Raw genomic sequence first — 16,841 nt, forward strand, 5'->3', positions numbered from 1 at the left:
CGCGTTTTTTTTGGGGCTTTGCCCCAAACCCCAGGATATTTCGAGCAAGAGGAAGAAACAGGGGTCCGCTATTCCTCTTGCCGGAAATATCCCGGGGTGAGGCCGCGAGGCCAAGGGGCAGCGCCCCTCCAGCGCAATACTCTTGCAGCACAAAAAACATGCCGCTAATAGTATTACATCTACACATAAGAGGGTTAGATGCAGACCATATTCGCCCAGCACGCCCGCCTGCCCCAAGGATGGGCAGAGAACCTCCGGCTGACGATTGAGAGCGGCCGGATTTGCTCAATGGAATCCGGTGCCCAGCCGCAGCCAGGCGACGCGCGGGCAGACGTGCTGCTGCCGTCGCTGGGCAATCTGCATTCCCACAGCTTTCAGCGCGCGATGGCGGGAATGACCGAATACCGCGCAGCGGGCAAGGACAGCTTCTGGACCTGGCGCGAGTTGATGTACCGGTTTGTGGACCGCATCACCCCGGAGCAATACGAGGCTATCGCTGCGCTGGTTTTCATGGAGATGCTGGAAGCCGGCTATGCCTCGGCGGGCGAGTTCCACTATGTCCATCACCAGCCGGGCGGTGCGCATTTTGCATCACTGACCGAGCTTAGCGAGCGGGTGTTTGCCGCCGCCAGCCAGACCGGTATCGGTCTCACCCATCTGCCCGTGCTCTATACCTACGGCGGGGCGGGAAAACAGGCTCTGAATGGGGGCCAGCAGCGGTTTGGCAATTCGGTTGCGGAATTCTCTGAATTGGTCGCCCAGGCCCGCAAAATTGCTGCGCGGGATCTGCCGCAGGACGCCTGCGTCGGCATCGCACCGCACTCACTGCGCGCCACCTGCCCCGAGGACCTGGCAGCAGTGCTGCAGATCCAGGACGGGCTGCCGGTGCATATCCATATCTCCGAGCAGCCAAAAGAAGTCGCCGACATCAGTGATTGGCTGGCTGCACGGCCTGTCGAATGGCTGCTGGACAACGCACCCGTCGATGGCAAATGGTGCTTGATCCATGCCACCCACATGACAAGCACTGAGACCGCCGGCATGGCGCGTTCAGGAGCGGTCGCAGGGCTGTGCCCGATCACAGAGGCAAACCTGGGCGACGGCCCGTTCAACGGGAGAGAGTATCTGGCGAAGGATGGCGCGTTCGGGGTTGGTTCAGACTCTAACGTGCGGATTTCGCTGCCCGAGGAGCTGCGCACGCTAGAGTATTCCCAACGTTTGCGCGACCTGGCCCGCAATGTGCTGGTGCCGGGAGAAGGCTCGGTTGGGGAAACGCTGTATTTGGGCGCAGCCCAAGGCGGCGCGCAAGCCTTGGGCAGGGATGGCGGCCGGATCGAGGAAGGCGCGCTGGCGGATCTAGTGGCCATCGACAGCAGCGTCCCGGCGCTCTGCGCGCTGAAGCCGGAGCAGATGCTGGACGGGCTGTGTTTTGCGGCAGGCGACGACACTGTGACGGATGTCTGGAGCGCCGGCCGCCATGTTGTGCAACAGGGCCGCCATATCGCTCGCGACAGTGTGGTTGCGGGATACCGGACCGCGATCAGCGACCTGCTGAACAGTCTCTAAACAGGCAAAAACCGTAACTGGATAACCACGCCGCCATCGGAGATTCTTCCGCTGGCGGTGCTTTCCAGGACGATCCCTTCACCCGGAGCAAAGTGGCCCTGGCCTGCAAGCTTCAGGCTGCCGGACACAACAAAGAACACTTGGCTGCCTGCAGCATCGGGCAGCGCGCCGTCTCTCAAAATTGCGGCGTCTGCCGTGACCCGCACCGGATCGTAGATCACATTACAGGCCTTGCAGGGTCCTTCGCGCAGACGGCAGTCCAAATCCAAGCCGCCATCAAAACACAGCGGTTTCAGCGGCCACGCTTGCAGCTGTGTTTCGCTATTTGACAGCGTGTGGCCTGCGCCCTCTACGATGCAATGGATGCGGGCCAGGCCCGGAAAGGCGGAAAACGGGCCGCTGCGCGAAATATCCGCCAGGCTGAGACGCCAGATCATCTGGCCGTCTTCCTGATGCAAGGCCAATTCACGGGTCACACCGCCGCCGTTCTTCCAGGGCACCGGCTGGGCAGTCAGAGCGGAGATGCGCATCGGCGGGTCCTTTGGGAAACTGAATAAGCGTAGACATAAATACTGACTACGCCTGCTTGCAAGCCTTTCGCCAGCCCGGACAGTTTCCCCGCGGCCGCAATTTGATTGACCACCCCCCCGCCCCGGCGCTATGGCGGCCGCATGGAAAAGAAGAAACCCTCCCGCCAGCAAGTCTATACCCTGCTTGTCCAGATCGGACGCAAGGACGGCGACGGGCTGCCTGATGGCGCCACCGGCGCGGCACTGATGATCTATGCGTCCGGCGTAGACGAGGCCGAGGCGGTGCGTGAAACCGTGGCGATTCTGAAACAGGCCGACACCGCGCCGCTGGATGTGACCGGATACGGCACCCTGGAGGAACGTGAGGCCGAAGGCCATGAGATCGGTGAGGAAGAACGCGCGCTGATGCAGCGGGCACTGGAGGAAAACGCCGTGATCGTTGCCCAGATGACCCCGTTCTTTGACGGCGAGGAGCCGGTTTTCCACTAACTCCGCAGGTCAGTTCTGGCTGCCGAACCATCTGCGGTAAAGGGCGTCATAGCTGCCGTCCTCCTGCATTGCCAGCAGCGCCTGATTAACCTCTTCCACCAGCGGCGAGCCGGCCGGGAACACCAGCCCGTAATTCTCGCGCAGGAACGGCTGGCCGATGGTGTATCCGAACTGGTACCCGCCCTGCTGAACATAATAGTTCAGCACCGGCGCATCAAAAACCAAGGCCTTCACCTCACCGGCTTCAAAGGCGGCCAGCATTTCATCCAGACCGCTATAGGCGGAATAGTCGATCTCTCGCCGATCAAGGAACCCGGCTGCGGTCGACCCGCCAATTGTTGCAACGGATCTTCCATAAAGATCGTTCACCGAGTTCACCGAGCCGCTGATCGCCTCCACTGTCATCACAGCAGTGATCTTGGCGACAAAGACCGAGACGACGAACAGCGACGACACAACCAGCACCACACCGAACATCCGGCCTACCGGCGTACGCGGCACCCGTTCCTCAAATCCGCCGTTCACCACCAGGTTCAGCGCCCACCAGAAAGAAGGAAACCAGGCCTCTTTCAAGGGGCGGTCGAAATAGGGCTGGGCGCGGCGCTCGAAAACCCACATCAGCATGCCGCCGCCGAACAGCAGCAAAAAGGCAATGCCGATCGCCGCGGCCAGATCCCAGGACAGCAGCGCCCTGAACAGCGACGGCTGGCGGATTTCATCGGCCTGCACCATGATCTGCAGCCCGCTTTCAAAAATCGGATGGCTGAAGTCCATCGTGATTTCGCGTGATGCGGTGATGGAGATATTGGCGGCGGCCAGATCCGCCTCGCCGCTGCGCACCCCGTCCAGCATCTCTGCAAAGCTGCTCGTGCGGTTGACGCGGTACTCCCAATCCAGCCGTTCAGAGAGGACTTTGAGCAATTCCAGCGAGAAGCCCGTGTCACGCCCCTCTTCCACCATCGAAAACGGCGGACGGGTGACCGTGTTGACAGTCAGCACCTGCGCAGACAGCAATTGCCCCCAAATCAGGAACAAGGCGGCGGTGGTCAGGCGGAGATACAGCACGGAAACGCTCGGGTCAGGCCTCTGGGACGGTTTCAATGTCCTTAGGCGGTTCCTTTTTTTCACGCAAGCGCCTTGGCAGCAAAGGCGGGATTCGATGCCGCGACTGTGTCAGGCCGTCCGCCGTTCAGCCAGTACTGCAGCGTCAAAGGCCCGCAGCACCGGGAATTTCGGCTGCCGGTGCTCGGGCAGGGCTGCGGCGCCCAGCGGTGCCAAAAGGCTGGCAGCCAGCCGCGGGGGATCGCGGCGCAGGCGGCCCAGGAACAGGCTCTCGGTCATGGCGCCGGCGGCCAGCAGCGGTTCATGATCCGGCAGCACCGCCTGACGGTAAGTGATCAGCGGAGTGGCTGACGCACCCCGCAATGCGGTGCCGGTCCCCAGCAAATTGCCGGCCGGCACCAGAACCGCAGGCTGCCCGAACAGATACTCCACCTCCGAACCGGACAGCACCAGCCGCTGAAACGGTGCTGCCTGAATGTCCCGAAGCAGCCCGAAGTAAGGCGCCCTGAGCCGCACCGGCGCAAAGGAGCCCAGCGCCGGCACTTGGCGTTCGATCACATGCAAGACCGGCACCGCCTCACCGCTGCTGGTCAGAACCAGATCGCCCCGCTGCAAACCATTCAGCGCACGGTAGCCTTCAGGTGTGGCAATCGGGGTGGAAGGCAGCAGCGCCGGGGCCGGACCGGCCGGCTCCATGCAGCTGGAGAACGCCACGTATTCTACTGCCGGTGCCACATAGCCCAACGGTCCGGTCAGCGCCTGCAGATCCCGCAGCCGCCAAGGTTTGGGTCCGGCCAGGGCAGCAATCTGCATCTGGCTGCCGTCCGGCTGTTCCAGCGTCAGCCGCCCTGTGCGGGCAGGTGCATCCCAGGCATAGAGCAGCCGCAGCCGGCCGGTGCGGCCCAGGCTGGTAGGATTCAGCGTCTGGTGCAGCACGGCACCGCTTTGCTCCAGCACAAAACTTAAGCCGCCGCCCGGCACCGCTTGCAATGCCAGCCGCAACGGCCAATCGCCGCATTGCGAATAAAGCAGAAGCGGCTCTGGCCGTGCGCTTTCCGGCAGCTGGAATTCCAGCATGATTGTGCCGCGCACCAACAGGCCGTCGCTGTCAGATACCCCCGCTGTCAGCAGCACCTGCGGATCGCTCCAATTATGGCCGCTGCCAAAGACCCCAAACCAGCCCACCGGCGTCAGGCCGCCTGGATCGCGGCCAGCAGCCGCCCTTCATAGGCTTTAAGCGCAGGCCGCGCTGCGGCGCTGTAACCCGTGCCCGTTTCCGGATCAAGCTCGGGGAACAGCGCGCAGATCTCCTCTGCCACCGGCCGGTCGAACAGGTTGACGATCTGCGGACCGGGCAAAAAGCTTTCAGTAGCAAGACCTTCGGAGTAAATCACCTGGTGACGGTCGAACATCAGATGCACATAGGTGACTTCGCCGCCCGGACAGCGTGCCACACTGCGCCCATTGACCAGATCCTTGGCTGCCACCAGCACCTCTTCCTCGCCAAAAAACAATTCAGCATGGGCTCCGCGCACCAGCACCCGGTGCTGCGGAGAAACCATCAGTTCGCCATGCCGGCCAAACGTATCCGCGGCAATTCGGATCGGCGCAAAATCATCTTCTGCCGCCACCGATCGCCCGCCGGTCCAGCACAGCACCTGCGCACCGTCATCGCGGGTCTCTACCAGATCGCCGGGCATCAGATCCTCTACCGGAACCTCGCCATAGGGGGTCCTGATCCGGGTGCCCGCCACGAAACAGGGGATCGAGCTGGCATTGACAAAGCCGGTATCGGAATTAACGCCATTGGTCACGCCATAGGTAAAGTTGAAGTCCTCAACATCGCCGTCACCGATCAGGGTCAGCGTGCCATCCGCGTTCAGCTGCACCTCTTGCCCGGTGTTGAGCGTCACCACGGACCCGGCCGTCACCGCAGTACCGTTGAGATGAGTGATGGTCAGGCTGCCGCCGGAATTGTTCACGTCATTGGCCAGCACGTCGATGGTCTTGCTGCTGTCCGGTGCAACAAAAACCTTGTCGGTCATTGCCACCAGATCGGTCTGCACCGAATCTGCGGCGATAAGCAGGTTACTGTCGTAGCGGCTGTCGCTCACATCGGCGATGCCGATGCGGATGTCGTTCACCTCACCGGGGTTGACACGCATCGTCAGCGTCATGGTCAGGGTAAGCCCGTCCATCTCGGTGTTGAAATCATCGCCGGCGTTATCGAGATACAGATTCTCGTTGATAGAGGAACTGATGTTGCTGGGGTTGGCCTGGCCGTTGCCGATTTCCATCAACGCCTGCTCGCCATTGACCCAGACCGCCACCACGTCCTGATAGACTGAATTTTGGAATTCCGGAAATTCTTCGGAGGAAAAGACGAATTGCATCGTCATCACATCCGAATCGGGAATGAAGCTCACATCCAGATAGGAAGCATCATAGGTATTGGTGCCCGCTGCGGCATTGAAATCCGCGTTATTGCTTTCGCCGGACGTATTGGTCGAGGTTTGGGTGGACCGGTTGGGATCGCTTCCATTCCGGGTGAAATGGCTGGCCCGCCCGGTCGACAGAATGACACCGGAATCACTGGGTGTTGCGCCCGGTGCCAGGGCATCGCCGTTTGAATAGATCGCCGAGGACTGGCTCCACCCCGAATAGGAAGCGCCGACAACAGTGGCTCCATCGCCAAAAATTGTTTGCGCCATCTGCGTTGCAGAGGCGTTTGTCTGATAATTGAGTTCAGCGCCTGTTGCCATGATTTGCCCACCTCTTGCCTGTCAGAGGCCGGACAAACGAGAGACACAGGCCTGCACCTGCTGTCAATTACAGGCGCGCCGCGGCTGCGCACAGCTTGCTCCTGCTTGGCCTTTGCGGCCCTTGTTGCTCGTTTGGTTGCCCTGCCTCGGGTCATTATTAACAAAGCCTTAACATAAAATTTTACGTGAGTCAGATTGGCCTGGGCGCATCTGCAAAACCGCAGCTTTTGCGCCACATTCCCTGCCGCAGCGGCGAATTGCACCGCGCCCCGATCCGCGCTAGGCCTGTGTGCACTCGTAATTCAGGAGCCCGCCCATGCCGCAAACCGATCCCGCCCGCCTGACTGCCGACCTGATCCGCTGTCCGTCGGTGACGCCCGAGGAAGGCGGTGCGCTGGTGCTGCTGGAGAAACTGCTGAGCGGCGCAGGTTTTGAGTGCGCCCGAACTGATCGCGGTGATGTTTCCAACCTGTTTGCCCGCTGGGGCGCCAAGGGACACGCCAAAACCTTTGGTTTCAACGGCCACACCGATGTTGTTCCCTTGGGGGACGCCGACGCCTGGACCATGCCGCCTTTTGGCGCAGAAGAGAAAGACGGCTTCATGTACGGCCGCGGCGCCACTGACATGAAGTCGGGGGTCGCTGCATTTGCCGCTGCCGCGATTGATTTTGTGCGGGATACACCGCCGGACGGTGCCATCATCCTGACCATCACCGGCGACGAGGAAGGCGACGCGGTGGACGGCACCACCGCGCTGCTGGATTACATGGACCGCGAAGGCGAGCAGATGTCGGTTTGCCTGGTGGGGGAACCCACCTGCCCCGATGAGATGGGCGAGATGATCAAGATCGGCCGCCGCGGCTCTCTCACTGCATGGTTCACGGTCACCGGCGTGCAGGGGCATTCGGCCTATCCGCACCGCGCCAACAACCCGCTGAACGCGATGGCGCGGCTGATGGACCACTTGGCCAGCCATGAGCTGGACAAGGGCACCGATCATTTTGATGCCTCGACGCTGGCGGTCGTTACCATCGACACCGGCAACCCGGCCACCAATGTGATCCCGGCACAGGCGGCCTCAACTGTCAACATCCGCTTCAACGATTCTCACAGCGGCGCCAGCCTGAGCGCGTGGCTGCAAGGCGAGGCTGACAAAGTGGCAGCCGAATTCGGTGTTGAAATCGGGATTAAGGTAAAAGTCTCCGGCGAAAGCTTCATCACCCCGCCGGGTGTGCTGTCAGATTTGGTTTCAGCGGCGGTGGAGGCAGAAACGGGCCGCAAACCTGACCTCTCGACCACTGGCGGCACGTCGGACGCACGGTTTGTGAAAAACCACTGCCCAGTGGTAGAATTCGGCCTGGTCGGCAAAACCATGCATCAGGTGGATGAACGGGTGGAGGTCGCCCAGATCCACCAGCTGAAATCCATCTACACGCGCATTCTGCAGGATTTCTTTGCATGAGCCTGAGCATGGCTGTCACGGACGATCTTGAGACCTGCTTTGCTCTGCGCCACCAGGTGTTTGTGGTGGAGCAAGGGGTACCGTTGGAAGAGGAACAGGACACGCTGGATGCCTCTGCCACCCACCTGCTGGCCGTTCAGGACGGTGATCCGGTGGGAACCGCACGGATTGTCTTCAAAGGCGACACCGCCAAGATCGGCCGGGTCTGCGTGCTGCAATCTACCCGCGGCACCGGGCTGGGCGCCAAGCTGATTGAAGCGGCGGTGGAAACCGCGCGGACCAAACCGGGCATATCCAAAGCCAAGCTGGGCGCGCAGCTCCATGCCATCGGGTTCTATGAAAAGCTCGGGTTCACCGCCTTTGGCCCGGTCTATGACGATGCCGGCATCGACCACCGGGACATGCTGCGCGATTTCACGTGAAACGGACCCTGATCATCATGGTCAAGGAGCCGCGCCCGGGCCGGGTCAAGACCCGGCTGGGCCGGGATATCGGCGTGATCCCGGCAACCTGGTGGTTCCGCCACCAATCCGCCCGGCTGATGCGGCGATTGCGCGATCCGCGCTGGCAGATTGTGCTGGCGGCAGCTCCCGGCATCGCGGTGAATTCAAAGGTATGGCCCGCTGACCTGCCCCGCCTGCCGCAAGGCAGCGGCGACCTGGGCCAGCGGATGAAGCGGATGCTGCAATCTGTGCCTGGTCCTGTCTGCCTGATCGGCGCTGACATCCCCGGCATCACCCGCCCCCATATCGCCCGCGCCTTTGCAGTCCTTGGCGATCACGACGCTGTCTTTGGCCCCGCGGAGGATGGCGGTTACTGGCTGGCGGGCGCCCAGCACCCGGCCCGCCTGCCCCACGGTCTGTTTCAAAACACCCGCTGGTCAACGGAACATGCGCTGGCTGATACGCTGCAGACCCTGCCCGGATACCGCATCGCCCTGACTGATACCCTGCGCGACGTCGACACCGCCGCCGATCTGCCCCGCCGCTAAGCTGCGCTTTTCACCATGACGCCGCCTCCGCGCCATGCTACGCGGGAGGTATGAGCCGTATTCCCTCCAAGGCCGAAATCCTCGACTGGATCTCCGCCAACCCGACCCATACCTCCAAGCGCGACATCGCCAAGGCCTTTGGCATCAAGGGCGCCGACCGCATCGACCTCAAGCGCATCCTGAAGGAGCTGGAGGGTGAGGGCCACTTGCAGAAGCGCAAGAAGACCTACCGCGACCCGGACCAGCTGCCGCCGGTGACCGTGCTGCAGGTAAAGGCGCCGGACGATAATGGCGACCTGTATGGTCGGCCGCTGGAATGGCACGGCGAAGGGGTGGAACCGGTTATTCTGATCCTCCCCCGCGCCTCCGACCCGGCCCTGGGCGAAGGCGACAAAATCCTGGCCAAACTGCAGCAGGTGCCGGATCAGGACCACAATTACGAGGCCCGGCTGATCCGCCGCATCGGCAGCAATCCGAAACGGGTGCTGGGCATTTTCCGCGCCGGTTCCGAAGGCGGACGGATTGTGCCGATCGACAAGGCCGCCTCCAGCGAATGGATGGTAGCCCCGGACGCCATCAACGGCGCCAAAGACGGCGAGCTGATCGAGGCCGAACAGGCAGGCCCCAAGGGCCGCATGGGCCTGCCGCGCGCACGGATCGTGGAACGGCTGGGCGACCCGGCAGCACCAAAGGCGGTGTCGCTGATTGCCATTCATCAGCATGGTATCCCCGATCACTTCCCCGATCCGGTCATGGCCGAGGCCGATGCCGCCAAACCGATGGGCCTCAAGGGCCGCGAAGACCTGCGCGAGCTGCCGCTGGTCACCATCGACCCCGCAGATGCGCGCGATCATGACGACGCCTGCTTTGCCCATGCTGACGACGACCCGAAAAACCCGGGCGGCCATGTGATCTGGGTGGCGATTGCCGATGTGGCGGCCTATGTGCGCCCCGGCTCTGCGCTGGACCGCGAGGCGCGCAAACGCGGCAACTCCAGCTATTTCCCGGACCGGGTGGTGCCGATGCTGCCGGACCGGCTGTCGGGCGATCTGTGCAGCTTGCACGAAGGGGTGCCGCGCGCCTGTATCGCCGTGCGGATGCAGGTGGACGCCGATGGCAACAAGATCGGACACCGGTTTGTGCGCGGGCTGATGCGCTCTGCCGCCTCGCTGCATTACGCCGAGGTGCAGGAGGCCATGGACGGCACTCCGAACGAAAAGACCACTCCTTTTGTGGAAGATGTGATCAAGCCGCTTTTTGCCGCATATCAGGCTCTAAAAAGAGCGCGTGCGGTGCGGGAACCCCTGGACTTGGACCTGCCGGAGCGCAAAATCATCCTCGATGACGCTGGTCAGGTCACCTCGGTTGCCTTCCGCGACCGGCTGGATGCGCACAAGCTGATTGAGGAGTTCATGATCCTCGCCAATGTCGCCGCGGCGGAGACGCTGATCAAAAAGCGCTCGCCGCTGCTGTTCCGGGTGCATGAGGAACCGGCGCAGGAAAAGCTGGAAGCACTGCGCGAAACCGCCCGCGCGGCAGGGTTGAACCTGGCCAAGGGCCAGGTGCTGCAAACCCGGCATCTGAATGCGCTGCTGAACCACGCGGCGGGAACCGATGAGGCGGAGCTGATCAACATCTCCACCCTGCGGTCGATGCAGCAGGCCTATTACAACCCGGAGAACTTTGGCCATTTCGGCCTGGCACTCAAGAACTACGCACATTTCACCTCGCCGATCCGCCGCTATGCCGATCTGATCGTGCACCGTTCGCTGGTCTCCTCGCATGGCTGGGGCGACGATGGGCTGGACGAAGCCCAGATTGAACGGCTGGAGGACACCGCCACCCATATCTCTGACACCGAACGGCGGTCGATGATTGCTGAACGGGACACCACCGACCGTTATCTGGCGTCCTACCTCAGTGAACGGGTGGGCAATGAATTCGAAGGGCGGATCAGCGGTATTGCCCGGTTCGGGGCCTTTGTGAAACTGGATGAGACCGGCGCCGACGGATTGGTCCCGGTGCGCTCGATCGGGCGGGAGTTTTTCCATTTCGACGCCCAGGCCGGCACGCTGATGGGGGCCGATACGGGCATGACCCTGGCCATCGGCCAACGGGTCACCGTGCGGCTGGTTCAGGCGGCACCGGTGACCGGTGGGCTGGAGCTGGAGTTGCTGGCAATTGAAAACCTGGAACTGCCCAAGGGCGGCGGATCCCGCAAAGGCGGACGGCGCAGCCCGGCAGGCCGCACCGTCAGGCGCAAGGCAGCAAAGTCCAAACACAAAGGCGCCAAAGTAAAACGCAAAGTTGAACGCAAGCGGCGGGAATAAGCAGCTGTCCCCGCGGGGACAGCCTGGTTTTCGATCAGGCCGGGATCTCTAACGGCGGCCGGATACGGTAGGTCAGCGCGCGCTTGATCAGCCAGCCATGGCGAATGGGTTCGACCTCGGCGGGATCGTTGAACAGAACTGCTCGGGTGCCCTCGAACCGGTCCCAGGCCGGGAAGGCAGCGGCAAACTCCGGAATCAGCCGGCTTTGGCAATGTACAAACAGCGCAAAACGCGCACCCTTCGGAACCCCCAGCCGGAGGGTGGTGCCGGTTTTGCGCTCGGGGGTGAGATAGGAGGGCTGGCCCCAGCGCAGGGCTTCCTCGATCCGCCCGGCCTCTGGTGTTTGCGCCGCGGTGTCGAAGATCAATCCGCGCAGCGCCAGCAGGCCGGCGCGGGCCTGCGGGTCCAGCACATCAAAGGCGGCCTCAATTCCGGGACTGGCAAAGGGCGGGGTCATGGCAACGGCACCGTTTCAAACACGCGATCAACATAGGGCTGCAGGACCGTATCGTCGAGGATACGGCTGACCAGCGCGGTGCGGACAGGTGTTGTCCCCATCGCCTGCAACATGGAAGCGACGCTGAAATCGGCACTGGAGATCTGGGCGCCAAACAGGAAATCCTGCCCTTTCAGCAAACCGGCGAAGGCCCGCAGATCCTGGTCCAGACGCTGACTGCGTTCGGCGTCGCTGAACCGGGCAGTGCCCTGGAACATCAGCCCGTTATGGACCGACTTGCGGATTGAACTGGTCACCGGGCGGCGGATCAAGGCCGGGATCTCGTGAAAATAGCTGTCGCGGATCGTCGGCCAGACCGCATCATTGTCCCAGCGGTCGCGCACCACGTGGAAATAAAGCGTATCCTCGGCCATGCGGATCAGCAAATGCGCCTGGGCCCGGTCCCGTGTTCCGAGGGCAGCATCAAAATCCGTGCCCTGCTGCTCCAGCCAGGCAAGGATTGCGCTGCTGTCCGGCACCAGCCCGCCTGGCGTGCGCAGCACAGGCAGCTTGCGGTGCGGCATCTTACGGGGATCGTTCAGGTCTTCACGGGTCCAGGTTTGGCCAGCATAGGCCAGCAGCAAGGCTGCCTTGACGCAAAACGGGCTGAGGCTGAAAACGGTGCCATTTCGGGGATAGGTAAGAAGGGTCAGCATTCCGGGCTCCTGTCATCTCGGGTTGCTGACAGCCTAATTCGGCATGGTGACAAAAACTGTCATCAGTCGTAGAGAGAATGGGTCATGTCCCGAACCCACCGCCTTTTCCAGCTGATGCAGGCCCTGCGCCTTGGACCTGGACCGCATACTGCGGCACGGCTGGGCGACGAACTTGGGGTATCCGCCCGCAGCATTCACCGTGACATCGCCACCCTGCGTGAGATGGGTGCCGTGATCGACGGCGAGGCGGGTTATGGGTTTACCCTGATCGAGGACAACGCGCTGCCGCCGATGGGGTTTCGCGACACCGAACTGGAAGCGCTGGTCCTCGGCCTGCGCGAAGTTGAACAGATCGGCGATCCCGAGCTGGCCACCGCAGCCTCGGAAGCGTTGCGCAAGCTGCAGGCGCGGCTGCCGCCGCGGCAGGCCCACCGGCTGCGCCACGCGGTGCTGGCGCCCTACCGCTTCGACCGGCCCATTCCGCCCGCGATTTCGGCACAGGAGTTGCGTCAGGCCACCTGGGACGAGGTGGAGGTGCGCTTTGGCTATACTGACGGGCATGGCGCGGTGACCGAGCGGCAAGTGAAGCCGCTAAGTGTCGTATATTTCGACCGCTCAACGGTGCTGATTGCCTGGTGCTGCCTGCGCGAGGCGATACGCGTGTTCCGGCTGGACCGGATGCAGACCTTGCAAGTTACGGGGCAAAGCTTCCGCCCGCACCGGGTGCCGATGCTGCGGGACGCGCTGGAGCAGTTCCGCCAAGAGCACCGGCAGGCGGCCCGCCGCACATGCAATGACTGACCTCTTTACCCGGACGGCACCGCCGCTAGACTGGAGGGGAGCAGTGATAATGAGGTGCAACATGCGCAAATGGGTTGCAGCGTCCCTGGTAGCAGGCGGCGCCATGGCGGCAGAAGCCGCACCGGACAGTTCCCTGAGGCCCGCCCAGCGGCCAGGGCTTCTTGAACAAGAGGTAGAGGGCGAAGCCATTCAATTGGCTGCAGCCACAGCCATGCGACCTGCGGCAAGGCCTGCGGCCGCCATCCAAAAGCCTGAGCTTGCCGCTGCTGACTTGAATTTCCAAGGCTGGATCAAAGCGTTCCGCAGCCGTGCCAAAGCGCAGGGCGTCAGCGCACCGGTGCTGGACAGTGCCTTTGCCGGGGTCAGTTATGATGCTGAGGTGATCCGCCGCGACCGCAACCAGTCGGAATTCACCAAGACGATCTGGGACTATCTGGACAGCGCCGCCTCGGAGCTGCGGGTGAAGAACGGCAAAGCGGCACTACAGGCACAGCGCGCCCGGCTGAATCAAATCGAAGCAACTTATGGCGTCGAGAAAGAGATCGTGGTGGCGGTCTGGGGATTGGAAAGCAGCTATGGCACGTTCCGCGGCAAGATGGATGTGATCCGTTCCTTGGCGACACTGGCCTTTGACGGGCGGCGCGGGGCGTTTTTCGAGGGTCAGCTGGTGGCCGCGCTGAAGATCCTTCAGGCCGGTGATGTCGCCGCCCGCAAGATGACCGGCAGCTGGGCTGGTGCGATGGGACACACCCAGTTCATCCCGACATCGTACCTGGATTACGCAGTGGATTTCACCGGCGACGGCAAGCGCGATATCTGGTCGGACAATCCGGCTGATGCGCTGGCGTCGACCGCCGCGTACCTCAAAAAATTCGGCTGGGTGAAGGGCCAGCCTTGGGGCGTGGAAGTGTCCCTGCCCGAAGGGTTTGACTATACCCTGGCAGACCGGGAGATCGAAAAGCCGGCGTCAGACTGGGCTGCTCTTGGCATCAAGGGCCTGGACGGGCGCCCGGTTGCTGATCACGGTCCTTCTGCGATCCTGTTGCCTGCGGGCAGTGAGGGGGCGGCCTTTATGATCTTTGGGAATTTCGCCGTCCTGGAACGCTACAATACCGCCGATGCCTATGTGATCGGTGTCGGTCATCTGGCTGACCGGATCAAGGGCGGCGCGCCGATCCAGGGCAGCTGGCCGCGCAGCGACCGGGCGCTGACCCTGTCCGAACGGGAAGAGATGCAGCAGCGGCTGACCCGTGCGGGTTTTGATACAGATGGCATTGATGGCAAGATCGGGCCAAAGACTATCGGCGCGGTGCGTGCCTATCAGGTCGCCAAAGGCCTGACACCGGACGGATATGCCTCGCCAAGGCTGCTGGAAAACTTGCGGTAGAAGGAGGGGGCCAGCCCCCTCTTGGCCTTACGGCCAATTCACTCCCGGGATATTTTTTGCCAGATGAACAAGGGAAAGGCCCCGCTTGGCGGGGCCTTTGCTGATTTGAAGGTCAGGCAATCAGATCAGCCGGGGGACATGCCGCGCAGGCGCTCGGAGCGGCGGCGCAGCATCTCCACCGCAGCCAGCAGCATGATGGAAATCGCAACCAGCAATGTTGCCACAGCCAGAATGGTCGGCGAGATCTGCTCACGCAAGCCGATGAACATCTGCCAAGGCAATGTCTTCTGGCCGGCCGAACCGACAAACAGCACCACCACCACTTCGTCGAAGGAGGTGATGAAGGCAAACAGGCCACCCGAAATAACCCCGGGCAGGATCAGCGGCATCTGCACCCTGAAGAAGGTGGTGACCGGATCCGCACCCATATTGGCCGCGGCGCGGGTCAGCGAGCGGTCAAAGCCCACCAGGGTTGCCGTCACCGTGATGATCACAAACGGAATGCCCAGTGCCGCGTGCGCCAGCACCACACCAATGTAGGTCCCCTGCAGGCCAATACGGCTGTAGAAGAAGTACATGCCGGCCGCGGAGATGATCAGCGGCACGATCATCGGCGAGATCAGGATCGCCATGATCGCCCGGCGGAACGGCACATGCGGCTGGCTGAGGCCGATGGCTGCCAACGTGCCGAAGGTCACCGAGACAATGGTCGCCATCGGCGCGATCTTCAGCGAGTTCCACATCGCCGACTGCCAGGAGTCATTGCTGAAGAAGTCGCGGTAGTGTTTCAGCGAGTATCCTTCGGGATCCAGCCGCAGCATTTCCGGCGTGAAGGTGAAGAAGTCCTGCGCATTAAAGCTGAGCGGGATGATCACCACGATCGGCGCGATCAGGAAAAAGAACACCAATCCGCAGATGACCCGGAAGGAATAGTACCAGGCACGCTGGCCGGTGGTTGCATAAGGAGGAAGTGCGCTCATGTCCGTTATCCCAGCTTCACGTTATCGATGCCGACGATCTTGTCGTAGACCCAGTAGAGGGCCAGAACCACCGCCAGAAGGATTGCGCCCAGTGCCGCGCCCAAACCCCAGTTGCCCGACGTCGAGATGTGGTAGGCGATCAGGTTCGAAATAAAGGTGCCTTTGGTGCCGCCGACCAGGGCCGGAGTGATGTAGTAGCCAACAGCCAGGATGAAGACGAGGATTGATCCGGCGCCGATGCCCGGCACGGTTTGCGGGAAGTAAACGCGCCAGAACGCAGTCCAGTCGGTTGCCCCGAGGGATTTGGCGGCGCGCAAGTAAGACGGGTTGATTGTTTGCATCACCGAATACATCGGCAGAATCATGAACGGCAGCAGGATATGGGTCATCGCAATGATGGTGCCCAGCTCGTTGTTGATAAGAACCAATCGGTTGGCATCATCCACCAGTCCGATCCAGACCAGCGTATCGTTGATCACCCCCTGCTGCTGCAGCAGGATTTTCCAGGCAGAGGTCCGCACCAGGAGCGATGTCCAGAACGGCAGCAAGACCAGAATCATCAGCAGGTTTGCCTGGCGTGTGGGCAGGTTCGCCAGGATCCAGGCAACCGGGTAGCCCAGCATGATGCAGCTGAAGGTGATGATCAGGGACATCCGCATGGTGCGGATCAGCATGGTGTTGTAGATCCGTTCGTTCTCTGGGCGGATCTCAGGGCCTTCAGCCCCCAAACGCATATCGACTGCGTTCAAAAAGTAACCTGAAGTGAAAGTGCCGGAGTAGGTCTTGATCGTCCGCCAAAGCTCAAGATCGCCCCAGCCGTCGTTCAGTTCTATAAGTTTTTCGCGGAAGGGGCCGTCGTTTGCGATATCCCATTTCTTGACCTTGCGGCCGGATTTGCGGAACACAGACGAGAGGCCCGGGTTTTCATAGTTCAGACGCTTGGCAACTTTGGTGTGGGTCTTCACGTTTGCCGCATCTTTAAGATCGGCGGCCAGAGCGGCAAATGCTGCCTCCTCCGGCAGTTGACCCGATGCAGGGTCCCAGTCTGCCAGAACTTCAACCGTGCGGGGCAGTGTATCCTCGACAATCCGGTTCTCTACCGACCGGAACAGCATGTCCGCCACCGGGAGGATGAATGTTATAAGGATGAACAGCAAGAGCGGCGCGATCAGCAGCAGTGCGCGCAGCTTCTGCATGCGCAGTGCACGCGCCAGGCTGCGCTTAAGCGGCCTGCCGTCGGCCGCCAGCACCGGGCCGGATTGGGTAATATCACTCATTGGGTTCCCCGTCGGGTCTTTATTTTTTTGGGCAGGGGGCCTGTTTCGTTCA

The 16,841-nt window shown here is 62.0% G+C and carries 15 protein-coding genes and 1 pseudogene; 8 read left to right on the forward strand and 8 right to left on the reverse strand.

Going from position 1 to position 16,841, the window contains the following annotated elements:
* Positions 1 to 198 precede the first annotated feature (198 nt).
* On the forward strand, positions 199 to 1,566 hold the full coding sequence (locus L1069_RS07475; protein WP_237455238.1) for a formimidoylglutamate deiminase: 1,368 nt from the start codon (positions 199 to 201) through the stop codon (positions 1,564 to 1,566).
* On the opposite strand, the gene L1069_RS07480 is transcribed toward L1069_RS07475, so the two are convergent.
* Entirely contained in the window at positions 1,563 to 2,096 is a 534-nt protein-coding gene (locus tag L1069_RS07480) for a HutD family protein (RefSeq protein ID WP_237455239.1), read from the reverse strand. The two genes, L1069_RS07475 and L1069_RS07480, sit on opposite strands and share 4 nt — an antisense overlap.
* A gap of 141 nt (positions 2,097 to 2,237) precedes the next feature.
* Here L1069_RS07480 and L1069_RS07485 point away from each other — a divergent pair, with 141 nt between their 5' ends.
* A complete protein-coding gene (locus tag L1069_RS07485; protein WP_205877425.1) occupies positions 2,238 to 2,585 on the forward strand; it encodes a hypothetical protein in 348 nt (115 codons plus the stop codon).
* A 9-nt stretch (positions 2,586 to 2,594) separates the two neighbouring features.
* On the opposite strand, the gene L1069_RS07490 is transcribed toward L1069_RS07485, so the two are convergent.
* The 3 genes from L1069_RS07490 to L1069_RS07500 form a co-directional block, all read right to left on the reverse strand.
* Positions 2,595 to 3,650 (reverse strand): transporter substrate-binding domain-containing protein, encoded by a 1,056-nt coding sequence (locus tag L1069_RS07490; RefSeq protein ID WP_237455240.1) that lies wholly within the window; start codon positions 3,648 to 3,650, stop codon positions 2,595 to 2,597.
* 108 nt (positions 3,651 to 3,758) lie between these two features.
* Positions 3,759 to 4,832, reverse strand: coding sequence for a Hint domain-containing protein (locus tag L1069_RS07495; RefSeq protein ID WP_237455241.1), 1,074 nt, complete (start codon positions 4,830 to 4,832; stop codon positions 3,759 to 3,761).
* A 5-nt stretch (positions 4,833 to 4,837) separates the two neighbouring features.
* The gene (locus L1069_RS07500; RefSeq protein WP_237455242.1) at positions 4,838 to 6,409 is read right to left on the reverse strand and encodes a Hint domain-containing protein; all 1,572 of its coding nucleotides are present in this window, start codon (positions 6,407 to 6,409) and stop codon (positions 4,838 to 4,840) included.
* A gap of 316 nt (positions 6,410 to 6,725) precedes the next feature.
* On the opposite strand from L1069_RS07500, the gene dapE reads away from it, so the two are divergent.
* Genes dapE through rnr form a run of 4 tightly spaced genes read left to right on the forward strand, consistent with a single transcriptional unit; the run spans position 6,726 to position 11,192 of the window.
* Positions 6,726 to 7,871 carry a succinyl-diaminopimelate desuccinylase gene (dapE, locus tag L1069_RS07505; RefSeq protein WP_237455243.1) on the forward strand — a complete coding sequence of 382 codons (1,146 nt, stop codon included), beginning with the start codon at positions 6,726 to 6,728 and terminating at the stop codon, positions 7,869 to 7,871.
* Entirely contained in the window at positions 7,868 to 8,293 is a 426-nt protein-coding gene (locus L1069_RS07510; RefSeq protein ID WP_129372754.1) for a GNAT family N-acetyltransferase, read from the forward strand. Before dapE ends, L1069_RS07510 begins: the two co-directional genes overlap by 4 nt.
* A complete protein-coding gene (locus L1069_RS07515) occupies positions 8,290 to 8,862 on the forward strand; it encodes a TIGR04282 family arsenosugar biosynthesis glycosyltransferase (RefSeq protein ID WP_237455244.1) in 573 nt (190 codons plus the stop codon). The genes L1069_RS07510 and L1069_RS07515 overlap by 4 nt, the downstream gene beginning before the upstream one ends.
* 50 nt (positions 8,863 to 8,912) lie before the next feature.
* Entirely contained in the window at positions 8,913 to 11,192 is a 2,280-nt protein-coding gene (rnr, locus tag L1069_RS07520; protein ID WP_237455245.1) for a ribonuclease R, read from the forward strand.
* Positions 11,193 to 11,226: 34 nt separating this feature from the next.
* Here rnr and L1069_RS07525 read toward each other — a convergent pair whose 3' ends face one another.
* Together L1069_RS07525 and L1069_RS07530 are read right to left on the reverse strand one after the other, a co-directional pair.
* Positions 11,227 to 11,649 carry a DUF1801 domain-containing protein gene (locus tag L1069_RS07525; protein WP_237455246.1) on the reverse strand — a complete coding sequence of 141 codons (423 nt, stop codon included), beginning with the start codon at positions 11,647 to 11,649 and terminating at the stop codon, positions 11,227 to 11,229.
* Positions 11,646 to 12,344: a glutathione S-transferase family protein gene (locus L1069_RS07530; RefSeq protein ID WP_237455247.1), complete on the reverse strand. Its 699-nt coding sequence runs from the start codon at positions 12,342 to 12,344 to the stop codon at positions 11,646 to 11,648. The genes L1069_RS07525 and L1069_RS07530 overlap by 4 nt, the downstream gene beginning before the upstream one ends.
* Positions 12,345 to 12,428: 84 nt before the next feature.
* Here L1069_RS07530 and L1069_RS07535 point away from each other — a divergent pair, with 84 nt between their 5' ends.
* Together L1069_RS07535 and L1069_RS07540 are read left to right on the forward strand one after the other, a co-directional pair.
* Positions 12,429 to 13,145, forward strand: a complete 717-nt coding sequence (locus tag L1069_RS07535; RefSeq protein WP_129372749.1) for a YafY family protein — start codon at positions 12,429 to 12,431, stop codon at positions 13,143 to 13,145.
* A gap of 61 nt (positions 13,146 to 13,206) precedes the next feature.
* Positions 13,207 to 14,532: a lytic murein transglycosylase gene (locus tag L1069_RS07540; protein WP_237455248.1), complete on the forward strand. Its 1,326-nt coding sequence runs from the start codon at positions 13,207 to 13,209 to the stop codon at positions 14,530 to 14,532.
* A gap of 125 nt (positions 14,533 to 14,657) precedes the next feature.
* Here L1069_RS07540 and L1069_RS07545 read toward each other — a convergent pair.
* A pseudogene (locus L1069_RS07545) lies at positions 14,658 to 15,503 on the reverse strand (ABC transporter permease); the annotation flags it as partial.
* Between the two features lie 14 nt (positions 15,504 to 15,517).
* Complete coding sequence (locus L1069_RS07550) at positions 15,518 to 16,789, reverse strand: ABC transporter permease (protein WP_129372746.1); 1,272 nt, start codon at positions 16,787 to 16,789, stop codon at positions 15,518 to 15,520.
* Between the last annotated feature and the right edge of the window lie 52 nt (positions 16,790 to 16,841).

The sequence above is a fragment of the Leisingera sp. MMG026 genome (assembly GCF_021654205.1).
GTDB lineage: Bacteria > Pseudomonadota > Alphaproteobacteria > Rhodobacterales > Rhodobacteraceae > Leisingera.